General features: G+C 66.2%; 16 protein-coding genes. 5 read left to right on the forward strand and 11 right to left on the reverse strand.

The window, feature by feature from the left end:
* Window positions 1-87 precede the first annotated feature (87 nt).
* Window positions 88-936: a DUF3097 family protein gene (locus AC6CHP_RS05930; protein ID WP_188729610.1), complete on the forward strand. Its 849-nt coding sequence runs from the start codon at window positions 88-90 to the stop codon at window positions 934-936.
* 154 nt (window positions 937-1,090) lie between these two features.
* Window positions 1,091-1,510 carry a DUF4870 domain-containing protein gene (locus AC6CHP_RS05935; RefSeq protein ID WP_188729608.1) on the forward strand — a complete coding sequence of 140 codons (420 nt, stop codon included), beginning with the start codon at window positions 1,091-1,093 and terminating at the stop codon, window positions 1,508-1,510.
* A 182-nt stretch (window positions 1,511-1,692) separates the two neighbouring features.
* Here the strand turns inward: AC6CHP_RS05935 and hemW are convergent, their stop codons facing one another.
* A complete protein-coding gene (gene hemW / locus AC6CHP_RS05940; RefSeq protein ID WP_498228544.1) occupies window positions 1,693-2,922 on the reverse strand; it encodes a radical SAM family heme chaperone HemW in 1,230 nt (409 codons plus the stop codon).
* Between the two features lie 36 nt (window positions 2,923-2,958).
* Window positions 2,959-4,812 carry a translation elongation factor 4 gene (gene lepA, locus AC6CHP_RS05945; protein ID WP_498228545.1) on the reverse strand — a complete coding sequence of 618 codons (1,854 nt, stop codon included), beginning with the start codon at window positions 4,810-4,812 and terminating at the stop codon, window positions 2,959-2,961.
* A gap of 178 nt (window positions 4,813-4,990) precedes the next feature.
* Here lepA and AC6CHP_RS05950 point away from each other — a divergent pair, with 178 nt between their 5' ends.
* Together AC6CHP_RS05950 and rpsT are read left to right on the forward strand one after the other, a co-directional pair.
* On the forward strand, window positions 4,991-5,551 hold the full coding sequence (locus tag AC6CHP_RS05950; protein WP_498228547.1) for a type II toxin-antitoxin system PemK/MazF family toxin: 561 nt from the start codon (window positions 4,991-4,993) through the stop codon (window positions 5,549-5,551).
* A 169-nt stretch (window positions 5,552-5,720) separates the two neighbouring features.
* Window positions 5,721-5,981, forward strand: coding sequence for a 30S ribosomal protein S20 (gene rpsT / locus AC6CHP_RS05955; protein ID WP_011692086.1), 261 nt, complete (start codon window positions 5,721-5,723; stop codon window positions 5,979-5,981).
* Window positions 5,982-6,173: 192 nt separating this feature from the next.
* On the opposite strand, the gene holA is transcribed toward rpsT, so the two are convergent.
* The 4 genes from holA to AC6CHP_RS05975 all read right to left on the reverse strand — a co-directional run bounded on the left by holA (window position 6,174) and on the right by AC6CHP_RS05975 (window position 10,968).
* Window positions 6,174-7,190: a DNA polymerase III subunit delta gene (holA, locus tag AC6CHP_RS05960; RefSeq protein WP_427117047.1), complete on the reverse strand. Its 1,017-nt coding sequence runs from the start codon at window positions 7,188-7,190 to the stop codon at window positions 6,174-6,176.
* Complete coding sequence (locus AC6CHP_RS05965) at window positions 7,124-9,241, reverse strand: ComEC/Rec2 family competence protein (RefSeq protein ID WP_498228549.1); 2,118 nt, start codon at window positions 9,239-9,241, stop codon at window positions 7,124-7,126. The genes holA and AC6CHP_RS05965 overlap by 67 nt, the downstream gene beginning before the upstream one ends.
* A 25-nt stretch (window positions 9,242-9,266) precedes the next feature.
* Entirely contained in the window at window positions 9,267-10,190 is a 924-nt protein-coding gene (locus AC6CHP_RS05970) for a ComEA family DNA-binding protein (RefSeq protein WP_498228551.1), read from the reverse strand.
* A 397-nt stretch (window positions 10,191-10,587) separates the two neighbouring features.
* Window positions 10,588-10,968, reverse strand: a complete 381-nt coding sequence (locus AC6CHP_RS05975; protein WP_498228553.1) for a hypothetical protein — start codon at window positions 10,966-10,968, stop codon at window positions 10,588-10,590.
* A gap of 237 nt (window positions 10,969-11,205) precedes the next feature.
* Between AC6CHP_RS05975 and AC6CHP_RS05980 the strand changes: the two genes are divergently transcribed.
* The gene (locus tag AC6CHP_RS05980; RefSeq protein WP_498228555.1) at window positions 11,206-11,808 is read left to right on the forward strand and encodes a nucleotidyltransferase domain-containing protein; all 603 of its coding nucleotides are present in this window, start codon (window positions 11,206-11,208) and stop codon (window positions 11,806-11,808) included.
* Window positions 11,809-11,868: 60 nt separating this feature from the next.
* On the opposite strand, the gene AC6CHP_RS05985 is transcribed toward AC6CHP_RS05980, so the two are convergent.
* The 5 genes from AC6CHP_RS05985 to AC6CHP_RS06005 all read right to left on the reverse strand — a co-directional run bounded on the left by AC6CHP_RS05985 (window position 11,869) and on the right by AC6CHP_RS06005 (window position 20,022).
* Window positions 11,869-12,864, reverse strand: coding sequence for a DegV family protein (locus tag AC6CHP_RS05985; protein WP_498228557.1), 996 nt, complete (start codon window positions 12,862-12,864; stop codon window positions 11,869-11,871).
* A 56-nt stretch (window positions 12,865-12,920) separates the two neighbouring features.
* Entirely contained in the window at window positions 12,921-15,452 is a 2,532-nt protein-coding gene (leuS, locus tag AC6CHP_RS05990; protein WP_498228559.1) for a leucine--tRNA ligase, read from the reverse strand.
* A gap of 336 nt (window positions 15,453-15,788) precedes the next feature.
* Window positions 15,789-17,303, reverse strand: coding sequence for a glycerol kinase GlpK (glpK, locus tag AC6CHP_RS05995; RefSeq protein ID WP_174174340.1), 1,515 nt, complete (start codon window positions 17,301-17,303; stop codon window positions 15,789-15,791).
* Window positions 17,304-17,353: 50 nt separating this feature from the next.
* Complete coding sequence (locus tag AC6CHP_RS06000) at window positions 17,354-18,103, reverse strand: MIP/aquaporin family protein (protein WP_188729588.1); 750 nt, start codon at window positions 18,101-18,103, stop codon at window positions 17,354-17,356.
* Window positions 18,104-18,192: 89 nt separating this feature from the next.
* Window positions 18,193-20,022 carry a glycerol-3-phosphate dehydrogenase/oxidase gene (locus tag AC6CHP_RS06005; RefSeq protein ID WP_498228560.1) on the reverse strand — a complete coding sequence of 610 codons (1,830 nt, stop codon included), beginning with the start codon at window positions 20,020-20,022 and terminating at the stop codon, window positions 18,193-18,195.
* Window positions 20,023-20,113: the final 91 nt, after the last annotated feature.

A 20,113-nucleotide genomic window follows, 5' to 3' on the forward strand; every position in this document is an offset into this window, starting at 1 on the left:
TCTATTATGCCTCTCCCCGTTGCTAGCATTGGTACCGCTCCGGGCGAAATTCCGGACCTGTGATCGAGCGCTAGGCGGAGTGAATCAATGCAGTACCAGAACTGGGGTCCCCAGGACATGTCCGCTCCGTCAAAGGCTGCACTTCCTGAGGTGCATGTTGAACGGGGAATGGTGCTGGAGGATGTCCAGTCCGGCTGGGTGGGCGCGGTGACCCGCGTGGAGAAGTCCGGCGGCATGCACGTAGTGGCCCTGGAGGACAGGCGCGGCAAATCCAGGTCTTTCCGGCTGGGCTTCGGCTTCCTCCTCGAGGGGCAGGCCATAAAGCTGCTCCCGCCGGCGCCGCGCCAGGCGACAGCCGCTGCCGCCGGCAGGACAGCCTCAGGTTCGGTCCGGGTTGCCGGCCAGCGGGCGCAGGTCGCAAAGGCCAGCCGGATCTGGGTGGAGGGAAAGCACGACGCCGAACTGGTGGAAAAGGTCTGGGGAGACGACCTTAGGGTGGAAGGCATCGTCGTCGAACCCCTCCACGGCATCGACGACCTTGCCGCGGCGGTGGCCGAGTTCAGGCCCGGACCAGGCCGGCGCCTGGGAGTTTTGGTGGACCACCTGGTGCCCGACTCCAAGGAATCCCGCATTGCGGACGCCGTCATGGCCTCCCCGGGGGCGGCCGGGAACGTGCTGATCGTAGGCCACCCCTATGTGGACGTCTGGCAGGCGATCCGTCCGGCTGTCCTGGGCATCGAAAAATGGCCCGTGGTGCCGCGCGGGCAGGACTGGAAGACCGGCATCCTCGCCGCGTTCGGCTGGCCCCATGCCACCAAGGAAGACATCGGGCTTGGGTGGCAGAAGCTGCTGGGTGCGGTCCGCACCTACGCGGACCTGGAAGCCTCCCTGCTGGGGAGGGTGGAGGAAGTCATTGACTTCCTGACAGTGCCCTGACAGGCACCCCGTGCCGCTGTGCCTGTGAGCCCCAGGGCAGCTTCCGCGCCTCCAGCCAGTATTCTTGGTACTGCGGAACCTGCGATATTCGCAGCCCGGAGCAACCGATATGCATTCTTAGCCAGCACCATGGCACTTTCAGAAGGAACAGACTGTGGCAGAAAACGCACGCGATCACAGGGACACCCAGGGCGGCCAGGGCCGTTCGGAATACCATGGCGTTCCGGCGAATGCGCTGCCCCTGACAGCCAGCGAAGACCGGCAGTGGGCCACCATGGCCCACTTCGGCGGAATCCTGGGCTGCGTTCCGGCCCTGCTGATCTACCTGATCTTCCGGGACCGGGGCCCTTTCACGGCGCAGGAGTCAAAGGAGGCGCTGAACTTCAGCCTGCCGCCCACCATCGCCGCTGTGGTGGCGAATATCCTGGTGTTCGTTCCGGTGGTCGGCAACATCTTTGCCGTGATTGCCACCCTTATCTGGATTGCCCTGACCTGCTTCTCCGTGGCAGCCGGCATCCATGTCAACAAGGGACAGCCGCACCGCTACCAGTACAACCTTCGCTGGATTAAGTAGTCCCCGCCGGCTCCCAGCACTCGCAAGCTCGTGCCGGGGCCCTCGCCAGCGTGGGCCCACCGCCGGCTCCCAGCACTCGCAAGCTCGTGCCGGGGCCCTCGCCAGCGTGGGCCCACCGCCGGCTCCCAGCACTCGCACCCTGCAGGGGTGGCCCCAGCACGGGCGCCCTGGCCCCGCAACTGCTAGTTGGGCAGGACCCGGCGGACCACTGCGTCAGCCAGCAGCCTGCCCTTCAGCGTGAGGACCAGCTGGCCCGCGAAAGCGGCGGCAGGGTCCACCAGTCCTTCCGCGATCAGCCCGGCGACCTCGTGCCGTCCTGCGGCGCCGAGCGAGGCGATCTCGAGGCCCGAGTGGAGGCGGACCTCGAGCATCACCCGCTCCATATTCCGGGTTTCCGCATTTAGGGTTTCCCTCCCTGCTGCCGGCGACACTCCCTGTGCCAGGCGTCCGGCGTAGGCAGTGGGGTGTTTGACGTTCCACCAGCGGACACCGCCCACGTGAGAGTGCGCCCCCGGTCCGATCCCCCACCAGTCGTCGCCCCGCCAGTAGGCGAGGTTGTGGCGGCAGGCCTGTCCGGACGTGCGGGCCCAGTTACTGACTTCGTACCAGCCCAGGCCTGCCTTGGTGATCAGTTCATCGGCCAGCTCATACTTGTCGGCGTGGTCGTCGTCGTCGATCCCCGGCACTTCACCACGGCGGATCTGGGCGGCGAGCTTGGTCCCGTCCTCAATGATCAGCGCGTAGGCGCTGATGTGGTCCGGCTGGTAGGACAGCGCTGTCTCGAGGGAGTACCGCCAATCGTCCAGGGACTCCCCCGGCGTGCCGTAGATGAGGTCGAGGCTGACGGCCAGGCCGGCGTCCCGGGCCCACTGAACCACCTGCGGCACACGGCTGGGCGTGTGGGTACGGTCCAGGACCTTGAGGACGTGGGGGACGGCGGACTGCATGCCAAACGAAATCCGGGTGAACCCGGCATCTTTCAGGACGGCAAGGGACTCCGGGGTGACGGAGTCCGGGTTCGCCTCCGTGGTGACCTCGGCGCCCGCCTCGATCCCCCACTGGTCGATGGCGCGCCCCAGGATCAGGGCCAGGTCCTCCGCTGGGAGCAGGGTTGGCGTGCCGCCCCCGAAAAACACCGTGCTGAGCGGCCGCGCGGGGAGGCCGGATTCTGCAAGGACGCTGGCTGCCAGGGACACTTCCGAGGCCGCGGTGGCGGCATAGGCATCCTGGGAGGCGCCGCCGCCGAGCTCCGTGGCGGTATAGGTATTGAAGTCGCAGTAGCCGCAGCGGACGGCGCAGAACGGGATGTGTACATATAGCCCGAATGCCCGGTCCGCCGCACCGTCGGCTGCCTGGCCGGGCAGCAGACCGTCCGACGGCGCCGGGTCGCCAAGGGGAAGAACGCTAGGCACTGCAGGGTCCTCCCGCAGTGCCGGCCGCTGTAACCACTACTTCCTGGCCTTGTCCTTGGATTCGTCGGTGGTAAGCGCAGCGATGAAGGCTTCCTGGGGAACCTCGACGCGGCCCACCATCTTCATGCGCTTTTTGCCTTCCTTCTGCTTTTCCAGCAGTTTGCGCTTACGGGAGATGTCACCGCCGTAGCACTTGGCCAGGACGTCCTTGCGGATGGCGCGGATGCTTTCCCGCGCGATGATCCTGGAGCCGATCGCCGCCTGGATGGGCACCTCGAACTGCTGGCGGGGAATGAGCTCACGCAGCTTTGTGGTCATCATGACGCCGTACGCGTAGGCCTTGTCCCGGTGGGTGATGGCGGAGAAGGCATCCACCTGTTCGCCCTGGAGCATAATGTCCACCTTGACAAGGTCGGCCACCTGGTCGCCGTCGGCCTTCCAGTCCAGGGAACCGTAGCCGCGGGTCTTGGACTTCAGGATGTCGAAGAAGTCGAACACGATCTCGGCCAGCGGCAGGCGGTAGCGGATTTCAACCCGGTCCTCAGACAGGTAGTCCATACCGCCCATCACGCCGCGGCGGCTCTGGCAGAGCTCCATGATGGCTCCGACGAATTCGTTCGGGGCCAGGATGGTGGCGGCCACCATGGGCTCGCGGACCTCGGAGATCTTGCCGGAGGGGTATTCGCTGGGGTTGGTCACGTGGACCACCTTCTTGTCCTCCAGCGTGACCTCGTATTCCACGTTGGGAGCGGTGGAGATCAGGTCCAGGTTGTACTCGCGTTCCAGCCGCTCGCGGGTGATTTCAAGGTGGAGCAGGCCCAGGAAGCCAACGCGGAACCCGAAGCCCAGGGCCGCGGACGTTTCGGGCTCATAGACCAGGGCGGCGTCGTTGAGCATCAGCTTCTCCAGCGCATCGCGCAGCACCGGGTAGTCCGTGCCGTCCAGCGGATACAGGCCGGAGAAGACCATGGGCTTGGCATCCGCGTAGCCGGCGAGGGAGTCAGCGGCAGGCTTGGCAAGGTTGGTGACGGTGTCGCCCACCTTGGACAGGCGGACGTCCTTCACACCGGTGATGAGGTAGCCCACTTCGCCCACACCCAGGCCCTTGGAGGGCGTGGGTTCCGGGGAGCTCACCCCGATCTCGAGGAGTTCGTGGGTGGCCCGGGTGGACATCATCTGGATGCGTTCGCGGGGGTGCAGCATGCCGTCCACCACCCGGACGTAGGTGACCACGCCGCGGTAAGTGTCATACACCGAGTCGAAGATCATGGCGCGCGCAGGGGCATTGGCGTCGCCCTGGGGAGCCGGCAGGTCGCGGACGATCTTGTCCAGCAGCGCCTCGACGCCCATGCCGGTCTTGCCCGAAACGCGCAGGACGTCCTCCGGGTCTCCGCCGATCAGGCTGGCCAGCTCCGCCGCGTACTTCTCCGGCTGCGCTGCCGGGAGGTCGATCTTGTTCAGGACGGGGATGATCGTGAGGTTGTTTTCCATCGCCAGGTAGAGGTTGGCGAGGGTCTGGGCCTCGATGCCCTGGGCAGCGTCCACCAGGAGGATCGCCCCTTCACACGCTGCGAGAGAGCGGGAAACCTCATAGGTGAAGTCAACGTGTCCGGGCGTATCGATCATGTTCAGCGCGTAGCTGGTGCCGTCGAGTTCCCACGGCATACGGACCGCCTGGGACTTGATGGTGATGCCGCGTTCGCGCTCGATGTCCATCCGGTCCAGGTACTGGGCCTTCATGTCACGGGACTGGACCACACCGGTGAACTGCAGCATCCGGTCGGCAAGGGTGGACTTACCGTGGTCAATGTGCGCGATGATACAGAAATTCCGAATAATGGCCGGATCTGTCGCGGCGGGCACCGGTGCGGTGCGGGCCATGGGAGACACGCAGGGGTCCTTACTCTTGGCATTCACACGGCCATCGCCTGGGCGCGCCGTGGGCGGCCCGCGGACTGGCCGCACATTTTCAACCTCCAGTGTCCCACGTCAGGGCCTGCCACACCGCATCCTCAATGGAGCTGCCGCCGTCGCTCCTCCACGCGGGAGGCAGCTATAGGGTGGCTGGATGGTTTTCAATCTCCAGTCACTGCAGGACGCGGTCAGGACAGGCCTGCGAACACTCACAAGGGTGCGAAGGATTACTGGGGCAACCGACCGTCCCTCGCCGGGCCGGCCTGGACCGGCTTCCGGCAACGGCCAGGTTCAGGGCAGGTTAAACGCCGGCGCTGCCTACACCGGGGACTTCCACGGCGAATTCACCGTCAGGTATGCGGCCAGGCCAGATGGTGAACCGGATCCTGGGGAAGTGGAGTGGGCGTGGGTGCCGTACGAAGAAGACCACAGCCGCGGGAAAGACCGGCCGGTTCTGCTCGTGGGCCGCAACGGCGGGTACCTGCTCGGACTGATGCTAACCAGCAGGGACCGTGTTCCCGACTCTGCAGCATCAGCGGATTACGTGGACATCGGAGTAGGCGGCTGGGACCGTCAGGGCCGCCCCAGCGAGGCCCGGCTGGACCGCGTCATCCAGCTGCGCCCGGACGGCATCCGACGCGAGGGCGCCGTGCTTGACCGCAACCGGTTCGATCAGGTGGCGTCCTCCCTGCGCCGGCGACACGGCTGGGCCTAACCCTCGAAATGGCAAGAGTTGCCGCTGACCTGCTATTCTTTATAGCTGTGTGTCCGTGCAGGTCGACGGCCACTGATGGTTGGCCGCCATAGGTATCCCCACGCCGCTCAGTCAATGGCCAACCTGAAAGCCCTCTAGACCATTTCCGCATTAAAAAGAGAGTTCACACGTGGCGAATATCAAGTCCCAGAAGAAGCGCATCCTCACCAACGAGAAGGCACGCCTGCGCAACAACGCAGTCAAGTCCGAGCTGAAGACGGCCATCCGCGCCGTCAACACTGCCGTTGAGTCCACGGACAAGGATGCAGCTGCTGCTGCCCTGGTTGCTGCCAGCCGCAAGCTGGACAAGGCTGTTAGCAAGGGTGTTCTGCACAAGAACAACGCAGCAAACCGCAAGTCGGCGATCTCCAAGAAGGTCAACGCACTGTAAGGTTTCCAGTTCGTTTGAACTGATGGTTGTGGCCGGTACCTTCGGGTACCGGCCACACATCTTTAAGCCCGGCCCTACGCCTGAATCCTGGGCTTCTGCGCGGACCATGGCCGTTCGGGTCCAGGTGGGCGCACAGGCTGAGGACCTTCGCGGACGGGCACCCAGGGAGGATCCCGCAGGCCGGGTGACCGGTCAGCGGCCCTGGACGGACATGGCAATGACCGTGACCGCGTGCTCCACCGCATAGACAGGGTCGCGGGAAAGGCCTTTGACCTGCGCGTCGGCTTCGGCGGTGGCCTGGATGGACCGGACCAGCCCCTCCGGCGTCCATCTCCTGACATCCCGCTGCGCCTGCTCAACCAGCCAGGGCTGCATGCCGAGCTCCGCGGCTATCTGGGCGGAGGATCCGGATGCGCCGGCAACCCGCGCAACCGTTCGAAGCTTTGCGGCCAGCGCAGCCACCAGCGGTACGGGATCCGCTCCTGTGGCGAGGGCATGGCGGAGCGTGGACAGGGCCAAGGGAGCATTGCCCGCCATGGCAGCATCAGCCACCTTGAACGCTGTGGCCTCGATACGGCCGCCGTAGTAGCGGTCCACAATGTCCGAGGTAACGGTGGTTCCCGCATCGGCGATGAGCTGGCTGCACGCGGCGGCAAGTTCCGAAAGGTTGGCTCCCACCGCGTTGACCAGGGCCTGGACGGCGTCCTGCTCAATACGGCGGCCGCCGGCCTTGAATTCGGCCGCCACAAAGGCCACCTTGTCTGCGTCTTTCTTGAGCGGTTGGCAGTCCACCACGGGCCAGCCGCCCTTCTTTACGGCGTCCAGGAGTTTCTTGCCCCGGACTCCCCCGCCATGCCGGAGGACCAGGACCGCATCGGGTTCCGTGTGTTCCACGTACCGGAGAGCATCAGCGAGGAAAGCGTCGTTCATGGCCTCGACGGCCTCCACCTCAATGAGCTTGCTCTCCCCGAAAAGCGAGGGGCTGACCTGCATCAACAGGGTGCCTGGCTCATAGGCAGCCGCGTTGATGCGGCTGACCTCAACGTCCGGGGCGGCAGCCCGCACCTGCGCGCGGACGCGGTCCATCGCCCTGATGCCCAGATACTCTTCCGGGCCGCTGACCAGCACCACCGCTGCAGGTGCTACGTCCCGCCAGGTGGCTGCATTCGATGCCGGGGAACGGGTTGCTCGCTTCTGCGCAGCGGCCATCGTGGGTTCCTTCCGGAAAGATGTGTGGAGTATCCCAGCCTGCCACGTCCGGCCCCCTGCTCCAAGCCGGGGCCGGGCGGCCACACCGGCGTCCGCTTCGTCCCGGGCGCCGGCCGGAAGCCGTGGCGGCGGAGTGCCCGGACAGACCTCGTCTCCATGACTTCGATAAGCGAAACGAGACGCCCGTGGCAAGACAGGACCAGCCCGCCGGCCTGGCGGGGCCGGGCGATGGCCCACACTGTTCCGTAGGTCAGAACAGACAGGAACAGCATGGTCATCAGGCCGGGAATGCCTTCAGGCCATGGGAGCGATGCCCCTGGGAGCTGCGACGTGAACCTTGCCGTTGCGGCGACGCCGGAGCTGAAAGTTCCGGCCACTGCAATCAGGGCGGTTGCCGGCCACGGCGCCGGGACCACCAGGGGAACAGCTGCCGTCCCCAGCAGCGTCACAGGGGCCACCAGGGGTGAGGCGATGACATTTGCCAGCAGCGAGTAGGTGGAAAACTGGGGTTGCAGGAGCACGATCACGGGACCGCACAGCAGCTGCGCCGACAACGGGACAGCCACCGCCGCAGCCGCCCAGCGCGGAACGAACCCTGGCGTCCAATCGATGATGCGCCGGCCAAGGACAATGATCCCCAGGGTTGCCAGAACGGACAGGAGAAACCCGAAGCTGGAACCTAGTCCAGGATCCATCAGCAGCAGGCCGATCACCGCCAGGCAGAGGAAACTGAGGCCGCGTCCGGACCGGCCGCCGGCCAGCGACATGACAGCCACGGCGCCCATGAGGGCTGCCCGCAGGACGCTCGCGTCCGGCCCCACGAGGAGCACGAAGAGCCAGAGGCCGGCGCCGGCCAAGGCAGCAGCGGGAAGCCGTGGCAAGCGCAGGCTCCGGCAGGCCAACAGCAGGGCTCCAAGGACCAGGCTGCAGTTGGCGCCGCTCACGGCCGTCAGGTGCGTCATGCCCACCTCCTTCATGGCAGTCTCCAGGCCCTCGTCCAGCGCCGTCGTATCTCCCGTGACCATGCCCGGCAGCAGGCCGCGGGGATCGGGGGCGAGGAACGAGGACGCGGCCACGAACTGTTCCCGCAGTTCTTTGGCCGATCCCTCCAGGATTGGCACCCCGGTAGCCTGGCCTGGGCCTGAGGAGGCTGCGAGGATCGCAGCCTCCTCAGTTCCTTGCTCAGGCGGCCGGAGCTTTCCCGTTGCGCGGACCAGCTGGCCGGTCACCACAGTGCCCCAGTCGCCGCCGCCCATCACCACGAGCTGAGCCCTGGTCCGGAGCAGGACACCGCCGGTGCTGACATCGCGGGTCCAGACTGGTATCGACCAGCGTTCCGGCGTTCCCGCGTGGCCTGGTGCTGTGAGCGCGCGAGGGTTCCCGGCCACTTCGACGACTGCCACTACGGATTTTCCTGCCGCAACAGCCTCCGCCAGGGGCCCCTCGAACCGCTGGCTGGCTCCCGCGGCCGAGTGGGCGGCCGCGGCCGCTGCCAGGAAGAGTGCCGCCGCGCTGGTGGACAGGAAACTGCGCCGGCCGGAAGTGCGTTCTGTCCCTGGTGCCGTGCCGCGGCGTTGACCAGGTGGGCAGAGCTGACGGCTCCGGCATATCAAGAGCATTCCCGCAGCAGCAGAACCACAACAGAGTGCCGCCAGGGCCACCGGTTGCAGCCAAAGCCCGGCGATGCAGGCTGCCCACACTGCCACCGCAGGCACGGCGAGGCGCACGTCAGTGCGGCGGCGTTGCGCCTCGCCGCCGGGGGACGCGCCGTTCCCCAAACTGTCCGTCCCGGCCCCCTGCCAGGCTGAATCCCATACCCCGGACCACTGTTCATGGACCCGGTGCCGGAAGGTCGCGGCACCGTCGAGGCCCCGCCGTCGTCGTGGCTGTTTTGCGGGGCCCTCAGCCGTCCTGTTCCCGCCGTGCGGTGCGCTGCCTTCGGCGGACGCGGTGCTGCCCGCGGGTCCCGGCACGGCTGCGGGTCCCCTGACGGCAGACTCCACATACCGCTGCCAGGGACTCGTCGGCGGCTTCTCCCTGCGGCTACCCATTAGATACCGCCCTCACGTGGGCACCTCATACCGTCACCAGCGGCAGCAATGCTTCAAGCATCTTGGGCCCGACGCCGTCCACTGCGTCCAGCTCCTCGACGCTCTTGAAAGCCCCATGCTCCTTGCGCCAGTCCACGATGCGTTGGGCAAGCACCTGCCCGACTTTCGGCAACGTATCCAGTTCCTCCACACTGGCCGTGTTGAGGTTGATTTTCCCTCCCGCAGGGTTTCCGGTGTTGCCGGCATCGGCCCCACTGCCGCCGGGTTGCGGACCTCCGCCACCAGTACCTGCTGCAGGTAACTCCTCGCCTTCCCGCGGCACGTGGATCTTTTGGCCGTCCTCCACCACGACGGCCAGGTTCAGCCGGTCAAGGTCCGCGCCGGGGACTGCGCCTCCCGCGGCCGTGATGGCCTCGTGCACGCGGCTTCCCGCCGGCATTCGAACCACTCCGGGGCTGGTCACCGCGCCGGCGACGTGGATCACCACCGCAGCGGCGGTTTCAGCTGCCGCGTCCTCGACGCCCGGCCCGCTGCCGCCGGCCCCTTCGTTTCCCGCGGCGGCTTCGGTTGAAGGGCCAGCGGCAGGGTTTGAGGGGCTGACGCCGCTGAGTGGGAGGATCTCCGGCTGGCCCGCCGCCACCTGCCACCAGAACCACGCCGTGGCAGCAACAGCAAGGATGCCAAGAAGAACCGCCACGCGGGGGCCCAACCGCCAGCGGAGTGCCGGCCCCAGGGCCGTGGACGCGGTATCCGCGTCCTGTCCGGATCCCCCGGGCAACGCCGTGCCGGAAGTGTCCGGATCGCGGCCGCCTGCACCCTGGTACTCAAAGAGCTGATTCCCGTGGGCGTCCAGCAGCAGGCCGGACGGGGCCTCGCCGAGGGCTGCCTGCAGCCGGTTTCTGGCATGGCGCGCCGAGTGACCTGCTGTTCCAGCGTCCCGGCGTGACATAGCTTCACGCTATGGACCACTGGGCGGGGGCAACAGGGCAGCCACCTGTTATGTGGAAAGGCTGTCAGCCTAGGGACATCGCCCAGCCCAAGAGGTTTCCAGTAGGGTCACGCTGAAGGAGACGCAGCCGGGTTCAGCCCGGGTTAGCGCAACGTACCGGTTGAGATGCTGGACGACGGTGGCAAGGTCGTCGTTGTTACGGCACGAGAGCTGTCCGCTCACATGGACATCAGTCGCTGACACCAATACTCGTATTTCCCGGGCATCCCAATCCAGCCTTCCGGTGTTCAGCGATTCCCACAGCTTCCCTGCCGGATCGGTGGGTGGGCACCGGGCCATCCAGGTCCTGTGCTGGCGGTTCCTGGGCCGGAACTGCCTCCTGGACACAGGACTTTGCTCAGTCCTGCGCAGCCCCGGTCAACTTCCCGGATTGGGCAAGTGACCGGCGGATACCCACGATCCTGACGGCCACCCCCGTCAGTACCACGCCAATTCCCAGCGCCATCAAGATCCATACGGGTACCGAAGCGGCATCGATGTTCCGGTAGCACTCCGCCGCCAGCCCCGTAGTCCGCATCTGGATGTCGGCCTCTTCAGCAGCACTGCTCTGCGGAAGCAGCGGGCTGCCGCACAGCGGACCCACTGCCTTCATCCCGACAACAAAACTCAGGATGTGCAGGGCAAACCCGACGGCGATTGTCAGAATCCAGCCGCGCCGCTGGCTAAGCTCCTGGTTGATGTCCACGGTCGAATTTCCCGGCGAGTCCTGAACCTCCATGTTCAGAGCCTAATGGAAGTTCGCCACGGAGACGCCGTAGCGTATGTCCACAGGTCATTTCGGGAGGCGGTCCGGCATGGACGATTTGGGGTTCGTTGACCACGTGGCCGATCACCTGGCGGCTCTTCCCGGAGTTCTTGCGGTAACTCTCGGGGGTCCCGGGCGGCCGGCACCGATGGACCGTCCAGCGACTGGGATTTCGCCCTGTACTGCCGGGAACATTTTGATCCTGATGACTTGAGGAACATCGGCTGGCAGGGAACGGTTTCCGAGATTGGCGGCTGGGGCGGCGGAGTCTTCGACGGCGGGGCATGGCTGGAAATCGACGGCCGGAGCGTGGATATCCACTACCGGAACCTCGACGTTGTTGAGGATGAGCTGGCCGAGGCGCAGCACGGCAGGTTCCACATTGAGCCGCTTATGTTCCATCTGGCCGGGATTCCCAGCTATCTGGTCGTGGCCGAACTCGGCATCAACCGTGTCCTTCGCGGACATGTGCCGCAGCCGGAGTACCCGCAGGCCCTCCGCAGGACCGCCCCGAGCATCTGGATGAACCGGGCCCACATGACGCTCGGATACGCGCGCCGCGCATACGCCGCCAACGGGCACCTGACGGAACTGGCCGGCGCCCTGGCCATCTCCGCTGCGATGGCAGCACACGCCGTGATCGCCGCCCGGGGCGAGTGGGTCACCAACGAGAAGCGGCTCTTGGAGCGTGCCGGGCTGCGCCACATGGACGAGCTCATCTTTGCGCTGCACCGGGAGCCATCCGCCCTGGGGGAAACTATCGATCGGGCAATCCAGCTCTTCAACGATGCTTTCGCCGAAGCGGTGCCCTGATCCGCTTCGGCTCCGGCTCACACGGCGAAGCCGCCAGGGGCAAGCCTGAGCCAATGACCGCTACGAGGAAAGCGTTCCCGGAAACTTGCCGGTCTCCCCCGGTTCCTCCCCCACAATGACAGCCAGGACGCCAAGCCCTGCATGGGCAGCAAGAACGGCCGGAAGGGAACTTGCCTGGGCCGGGGGGCACAGCGGCAATGCGCGCGCCAACCGTTCGGCCAGGCTCTTAGCCTCTTCAGGATTCCCAAAGTGGTGGACGGCGAGCCGGACGGCAGGGGCCGGACGGGCACCGGCATCAGCGGCAACCAGCTCTTCCAGCCGGGCTACAGCCTTTGCGGCCGACCGGACCTTTTCCAGCGGTACGATCTTGCCGCCCTCCACCGCCAGGATGGGCTTGATGGCCAGCATGGTGCCCAGCAGCGATGCCGCGGCGCCGATGCGGCCCCCGCGCCGCAGCTGCTCCAGGCTGGGAACGTAGAAATACACTTTGGTCCGCGAAGCCTGCTCCGCCGCGGCAGCGGCAACGGCGGCCGCATCACCGCCGTCGGCCGCGGCCCGGACGGCCGCTTGGACCGCCATGCCCTGGGCCATTCCGACGGTCCGCGAATCGACTACCTCCACCGGGACGCCAACCCGGGCCGCTGCCAGACGGGCAGCATCCGCCGTACCGGACAGTTCACCGGAAATGTGGACAGACACCACGGCCTCGAAGCCCCGTTGCTGGGCCGAGCGGTAGGCCTGCTCGAACTGGCCGGGTGACGGCCGCGAGGTCTTTACGGACGTTCCGCTCGCCAGGGCCAGGGCGATGGTTTCGGAGATGTCATCCTCTCCCTCGCCGTAGATCTCATCCCCCACCATCACGGGCATGGGTATCACGGCCAGCCGCCCGTCACCGCTGAGACCGGCGGTCCAGTCAGCAGGCAGCGCCGCCGCGGAGTCGGTCACCACGGCAGTACGTACGACGGCGGCGGGCTGGCCTTCAGGGGCTTCCTGCCCGCGGCGGCGTGCCAGCAGGCGTGCACGGACCCAGGGCCAGGCGGCGTCACGGTCGGGCAAGGGGGCCTCCTGGGATAACAGCAGGCCGCCGGAGGGCTCCGGCGGCCTGGTCCGGCCTAGGCCGGAACGATGTTGACCAGTTTAGGGGCGCGGACAATGACGGTGCGGATGCCGCGGCCGTCGATGGCGCGCTGGACATTCTCTGAGGCCAGCGCCAGCTCCCGGAGCTCGTCCTCGGTCACGGAGGGGGGAACCTCCAGCCTGTCACGCACCTTGCCCTGAACCTGGACGACCGCGGTGACGGTGTCCTGCACCAGCAGGGACTCGTCGTGCGCCGGCCAGCCCGCATTGGCGACTGAGGCAGGGTGCCCCAGCACGTTCCACATGTCCTCAGCCGTGTAGGGGGCGAACAGGCTCAGGATCACGGCAACCGCCTCGGCCGCCTCGCGGACCGCAGGGTCCGTTCCGGCGCCGGGAGCTGAATTGATCGTCTTGCGGGTGGCGTTGACCAGTTCCATCAGCTTAGCCACCACCACGTTGAACTTGTTGGCGTCCAGGAGTTCGGCGGCGTCGGCAATGGTCCGGTGCGTGACGGAGCGCAGGGCGCGGTCGCCGGTGGTGACGTCGACGCCGGGAGCGCTGGCCACATCCTGGGCGAGGCGCCAGGCGCGGGCCAGGAACTTCGCAGAGCCCGACGGCGAGACGTCCGCCCAGTCGACGTCGTCCTCCGGCGGGGAGGCGAAGATCATGGTCAGGCGCACGGCGTCCACGCCGTACTTGTCCAGCTGCTCACCGAGGTCCACGCCATTGCCCAGCGATTTGCTCATCGCTTTGCCGCCGTTGAGGACCTGGCCCTGGTTGAGCAGTGCCGTGAAGGGCTCGTTGGCCTCGATCAGGCCGAGGTCGTTGATGACCTTGGTGAAGAACCGGGCGTACAGCAGGTGGAGGATGGCGTGTTCCACGCCGCCCACGTACTGGCCCACCGGCATCCAGTCGTTGATCTTCTGCGGATCGAAGGGACCATCGGTGTAGTGCGGAGAGACGAAGCGGAGGAAGTACCAGGACGAGTCCACAAAGGTGTCCATGGTGTCCGTATCGCGCTTGGCCGCCCCGTGGCAGGTGGGGCACTCGACGTTGACCCAAGCCTCGGCAGCGGCCAGGGGCGAGGTGCCCTTCGGCGAGAGGTCCTCACCGCGCAGGTCGGACGGCAGTGTGACGGGCAGCTGCTCGTCCGAGACGGGAACCTCGCCGCAGGACGGGCAGTGGATGATCGGGATGGGGGTACCCCAGAACCGCTGGCGGCTCAGCAGCCAGTCCCGCAGCCGGAAGTTGACGAACTTTTCGCCCGTGCCCTGCTGTTCCAGCATGGCGATCGCGGCCGGGATGGCTTCGGACTTGGGCAGGCCGTCGAGGTCGCCGGAGTTGATCAGGGTCCCCTCCCCTGCCGTGGCGGTGCCGGATGCGGCGGGGTCTTCCTCACCGGTATCCAGAACGGCCCGCACGGGCAGGTCGAACTTCCGGGCGAAGTCCAGGTCGCGCTGGTCGTGGGCGGGCACGGCCATGATGGCACCGGTGCCGTAGTCGGCCAGGACATAGTCCGCGGCCCACACCGGCAGCTTCTCGCCGTTCAGGGGGTTGACGGCGTACCGGCCGGTGAAGACGCCGGTCTTTTCGCGCTCGGTGGACTGGCGTTCGATTTCGGTGAGCGCCTTGACCTGTTCGCGGTAGTCGTCCAGGGCTGCGGCGTGCTCGTCGGTGACGAGCTCGACGGCGAGCGGCGCGTCTGCGGCCACGACAAAGAACGTTGCGCCGTACAGGGTGTCCGGGCGGGTGGTGAAGACCGTGACCTCCTTGGCGGGCTTGCCGCCGTCGGCCTCGATTACGAAGTTGACGTGCGCGCCCTCAGACCGTCCGATCCAGTTCTTCTGCATGGCCAGCACGCGCTCGGGCCAATGCCCCCGCAGCTGCTCCATGTCATCGAGCAGGCGGTCCGCGTACTCGGTGATCTTGAAATACCACTGGTTGAGGGACTTCTTGGTGACGGTGGTGCCGCACCGCTCGCAGGCCCCGTTGACAACCTGTTCGTTGGCCAGGACGGTCTGGTCCTTGGGGCACCAGTTGACCGGGGAGTTCTTCCGGTAGGCCAGGCCGCGCTCGTAGAACCGCTTGAACAGCCACTGCGTCCAGCGGTAGTACTCGGGGTCCGAGGTGTGCAGCCGCCGGGACCAGTCGGCAGAGATGGCGTAGCGCTTGAAGGACGCCGCCTGGGTGTCGATATTGGCGTAGGTCCACTCGCTGGGGTGGGCATTGCGCTTGATGGCGGCGTTCTCGGCGGGCAGGCCAAAGGAGTCCCAGCCGATCGGGTGGAGGACGTCATAGCCTTTCTGGCGCAGGTAGCGGGCTACGACGTCGCCCATGGCGAACGCTTCCGCGTGGCCCATGTGCAGGTCACCGGACGGGTAGGGGAACATGTCCAGCACGTAGCGGCGCTCGCGTGACCCGTCGTCGACGGGTGTGAAGACCTTGAGGTCTTCCCACACCTGCGGCCATCTGGCCTCCATCGCCGCGAAGCTGTAGGTGCCCTCCTCGGGCACGTCCGCTGACACTGTTGCTGCTGTTCCGGTCTCTGTCTCCGGCTGAACGCCCACTGCTGCCCTCTTCTGTTTCTGTTACGGCATCTGTGCTGCCATAACGGCCTGATCCCCCTGCTGCCACCGGGAAATGCTCCCGGACACACAAAAGCCCCTCGCCATGGAGGGGCTGCCGCACGCTATCCGTTGTTTCGGATACCGGGCGGCTGGCTAAGCAGAAGGATCGCACGCATGCAACCACTTTAGCGCACCCACAAAGTCTCCAGTCGCAAACGAGCGGCTTGAATAGACCGGCTCGGACATGCCGAGCTGTTAAGGGGGCCCGGGAGCGGCTTCGGGCGTCCGCGAAGCGGGCGGGGCCCCCTTAACAGCGAAGGCATAGGCTCGCCGGGTCTACTTCACGTCCTCGTCGACCCAGTCCATGGATTTGGTGACGGCCTTCTTCCACAGGCGCAGCTGGCGGTCCTGCTCCGCCTGGTCCATCTGCGGTTCCCAGCGCTTGTCCTCGGACCAGTTGGCCGAGCACTCCCCCAGGTCCTTCCAGAAGCCGACCGCCAGGCCGGCCGCGTAAGCCGCACCAAGGGCGGTGGTTTCCACAACCTTCGGCCGGATCACCGGAACGCCCAGGATGTCCGCCTGGAACTGCATCAGCGCATCATTGGCCACCATGCCGCCGTCGACCTTCAGTTCGGTGAGCGGAACGCCCGAGTCCGCGTTCACGGCGTCCAGCACCTCCCGGGTCTGGAAGGCGGTGGCTTCCAGCGCGGCGCGGGCGATGTGGTTCTTGTTCACGAACCGGGTCAGCCCAACGATCGCGCCGCGGGCATCCGAGCGCCAGTACGGTGCGAAGAGGCCGGAGAAGGCGGGAACGATGTACACGCCGCCGTTGTCCTTCACGGACGCGGCGAGGGTTTCCACTTCAGGCGCGCTGCTGATCATTCCCAGGTTGTCCCGCAGCCACTGGATGAGTGAGCCGGTGACGGCGATGGAGCCTTCCAGGGCGTAGTGCGGCGCAGCATCGCCGAGCTTGTAGCCCACAGTCGTCAGCAGCCCGTTCTTGGAATGGACAATCTCCTCGCCGGTGTTGAAGATGAGGAAGCAGCCCGTCCCGTACGTGTTCTTGGCCTCGCCGGCCTCGAAGGCAGCCTGGCCGAACGTGGCCGCCTGCTGGTCTCCGAGGATGCCCGCAACGGGAACTTCCCGCAGGAGCTGGGAGGTGTGCACGGTGCCGTACACCTCCGACGAGGACTTGATCTCCGGCATCATGGTCCGGGGAACACCGAAAATGCCAAGGATCTCGTCGTCCCATTGCAGGGTTTCCAGGTCCATGAACAGTGTGCGGGAGGCGTTGGTGACGTCGGTGACGTGGACTCCGCCGTTGACGCCGCCGGTCAGGTTCCACAGGACCCAGGAGTCGGTGTTGCCGAACACCAGGTCACCGGCTTCGGCCCTGGCGCGGGCGCCCTCCACGTTGTCGAGGATCCATTTGATCTTGGTGCCGGAGAAGTAGGTGGCCAGCGGCAGCCCCACTTTTTGCTTGAAACGGTCCGGCCCGCCGTCCTTGGCAAGCTGGTCCACAATGTCCTGCGTGCGGGTGTCCTGCCAGACGATGGCGTTGTAGACGGCCTCACCGGTGGTCTTGTCCCACACCACGGCAGTTTCGCGCTGGTTGGTGATGCCGACGGCGGCAATGTCGTGCCGTGTCAGGTTCGCCTTGGACAGTGCGGAGGCGATGACTTCCCGGGTGTTGTTCCAGATTTCGGCGGGGTTGTGCTCCACCCAGCCGGCCTGCGGGAAAATCTGTTCGTGTTCCATCTGCCCCGAGGACACGATGCTCCCGCTGTGGTCGAAGATGATGGCCCGGCTGCTGGTGGTTCCCTGGTCGATGGCGATTACGTACTGGTTCATGATGGACGTCCTTGTCTATATGGGTGTTTTGGGCAGTGTTTGGTAGTGGGTCAGGCTGCGGCGGTAACGATGATGGGCGCGAGGTTGGCCACGATGCCGGCAAGGGCACCGCCGACCAGCGGGCCCACCACCGGGATCCACGAGTAACCCCAGTCGCTGGAACCCTTGCCCTTGATGGGCAGCAGGGCGTGGGCAATGCGGGGACCGAGGTCGCGGGCCGGGTTGATGGCGTAACCGGTGGGGCCACCGAGGGAGACGCCGATGCCGACGACGAGCAGTGCGACGGCCAGCGGGCCCAGGCCTGAGGGGGTTCCGCCGAAGGTGAGGATGACGAATACCAGGACGAAGGTGCCGATGATCTCGGTGACCAGGTTCCAGGGGGTGGACCGGATGGCGGGCCCGGTTGAGAAGACGCCGAGCTTGCTGGCAACCTCGGGCTCCGCGTCAAAGTGCTGCTTGTATGCCAGCCAGCACACCACGGCACCGAGGAAGGCGCCCACCAGTTCGCCGCCGAAGTACGTCAGCGTCGAGGCGACGTCCACGGGCACGTCCGGCGCGTATTCGGTTTTTCCGTTGACCAGCAGCCCGAGCGTTACGGCGGGATTCAGGTGGGCACCGGATTTCGCGGCAACGAAGACGCCGGCGAAGACAGCGATGCCCCATCCCCAGGTGACCATCAGGAACCCACCGCTGTTGCCTTTTGTCCCCCGTAGGGCAACGTTGGCGACGACGCCGCAACCCAGGAGGGTGAGCATCGCCGTTCCGAATACTTCGGAAAGGAAAACTATTCCAAGAGACATCTTTGACTCCTTATTTTCTGATGGAGGTCCTTCGCGGGTTGAAGGACCGTGGGCCGGGGCGGGTTGCCGCCCCGGCCGGCAGCCGGGTGCTAGGCGACCAGGCTGTGGGTTTCTACACGGTGGAACCTTTGCAGCACGTCCTGCGCGTGCTTGATCTCTGCCGCCCGGACCGCGGCGTTCCAGCCAAGGGGAACCGCCAGCACATCTGCCACTTCGTTCAGCAGTTCGCCCGTCACCAGGCCCCTGAACGCCAGGGATGTCCGGCGGATGAGGACGTCCACCAGGTGCCCCACCTGCTCATGGGCCGCCATGAACTCAAGTTCACGCACGCTCAGTTCGCGGGTGGAGTGCAGCAGCCTGTCGGGTCCGGCATCGAGGTACTCCATGACATCCTGGGCACGGGTCCCGTACCTGGTCAGGAGTACCGCGGTACGGTCGGCGTCACGGCCGGAGGCCATGTGCTCCTTGATCCACTTCTGCACGCCGGGCTCATCAGCGGGAAAGCCTGCGCCGCCGCCGATGGGGAGCTGTGCGGTGGAGACTTTGCGGCCCATTCCGATCTCGGCCAGCACGTCGTTGGTCATGTGTTCGGCAAGGGCCCGGAAGGTGGTCCACTTGCCGCCTACCAGGCTCAGTACTACGGCGCCCTTTCCGTTCCCGTCCTGGACTGGTTCGCGGCGCTCGATGCGGTAGTCGCGGGAAACAAAGCCCGGCTGGGTGGCATCGTGGCGTGGCAGCGGCCGCACTCCTGAAAAGGTGTAGACGATCTGTTCACGCGTGACAGGTAGGTCCGGGAAGACGTGCCCGATCAACTCGAAGAAATACTCGATTTCCTCATCCGTGCAGACCGCATCCTCTGCCATATCCGCGTCCACATCAGTGGTGCCCACCAGGACCCGGTCCCCCATGGGGTAGATCAGGACGATCCGCCCGTCCGTGTGCTCGAAGAAGATTTCCCGGCCGCGGCAGGCTTCCAGGAGCGCAGGGTTGTCCAGCACAATGTGGGAGCCCTTGGTGCCGCCCATGAAGGTGGAGGCAGTTCCCATTGCTTCGTTGGTAAGGTCCACCCAGGCGCCGGTGGTGTTCACAATGACGTCTGCAGTGAAATCGAATTCCTCGCCCGTGAGTTCGTCCCGCAGCCGGACAGTGCTTCCCCTGCCGGTGCCCGGATTGGGCTTGCCGGTCATGGACTGCAGTGAAACGTAATTGCTGGCACGGGCCGTGTAGCCCTGGGCATTGCCCTCGCCCACGGCCGCCCGGCCGGCCTTCTCCCCATCCTGGAGGACGTCCAGGGTCAGGCGCTCCGGGTTGTGCACGGACGCGTCAAAGTAGGTGGCGGTGTACTTGACGTCCGGGCGGAGGGCGGGCAGTTCCGCGCGGGCCCGCCGGCCGCTGCGGAACTGGTGCCGCGGGACCGTGCCGCCGTCACGGGAGAACGAATCGTAGAGGCTGAGGCCGAGCTTGATAAGGAAGGCGCCACGTTCCTTGGGCTTGCCCTGCTGCTTGTGCGTCAGGAAGCGCAGGGGCGCGGACAGCACGCCGGAGAAGGTGCTGAAGATGGGGATGGTGGTCTGCAGCGGCTTCACGTAGTGCGGAGCGATGCGGAGCAGCCGGTTGCGCTCCACCACTGACTCCTGGACCAGGCGGAATTCGCCGTTTTCGAGGTAGCGGATGCCGCCGTGGATCATGTGGGAGGAGGCGCCGCTGGCTCCCTGGCAGTAGTCGCCGCGTTCCACGAGGGCAACGTCCACGCCCTGCAGCGCGAGGTCACGGAAAGTTCCTACACCGTTGATGCCGCCGCCTACCACCAGCACCTTTGCATGCGGGCGGCGCCGCAGATGGTGGACGGAACTGCGCTCAGCTCCCTGCTTCTCCGCAGGTGTTGCAGAAGGTCGGCCGGCTAAATCCTTGGGTCCCAAAACGACTCCCTTGGGCTTTGTGTGGCGCGGGCAACCCAGTGGGCGGGCCCGCCGTTCTCCACTATTGTTTGGACTAATGGAAAATGGAGTC

This window comes from Pseudarthrobacter sp. GQ63 (genome assembly GCF_059758765.1).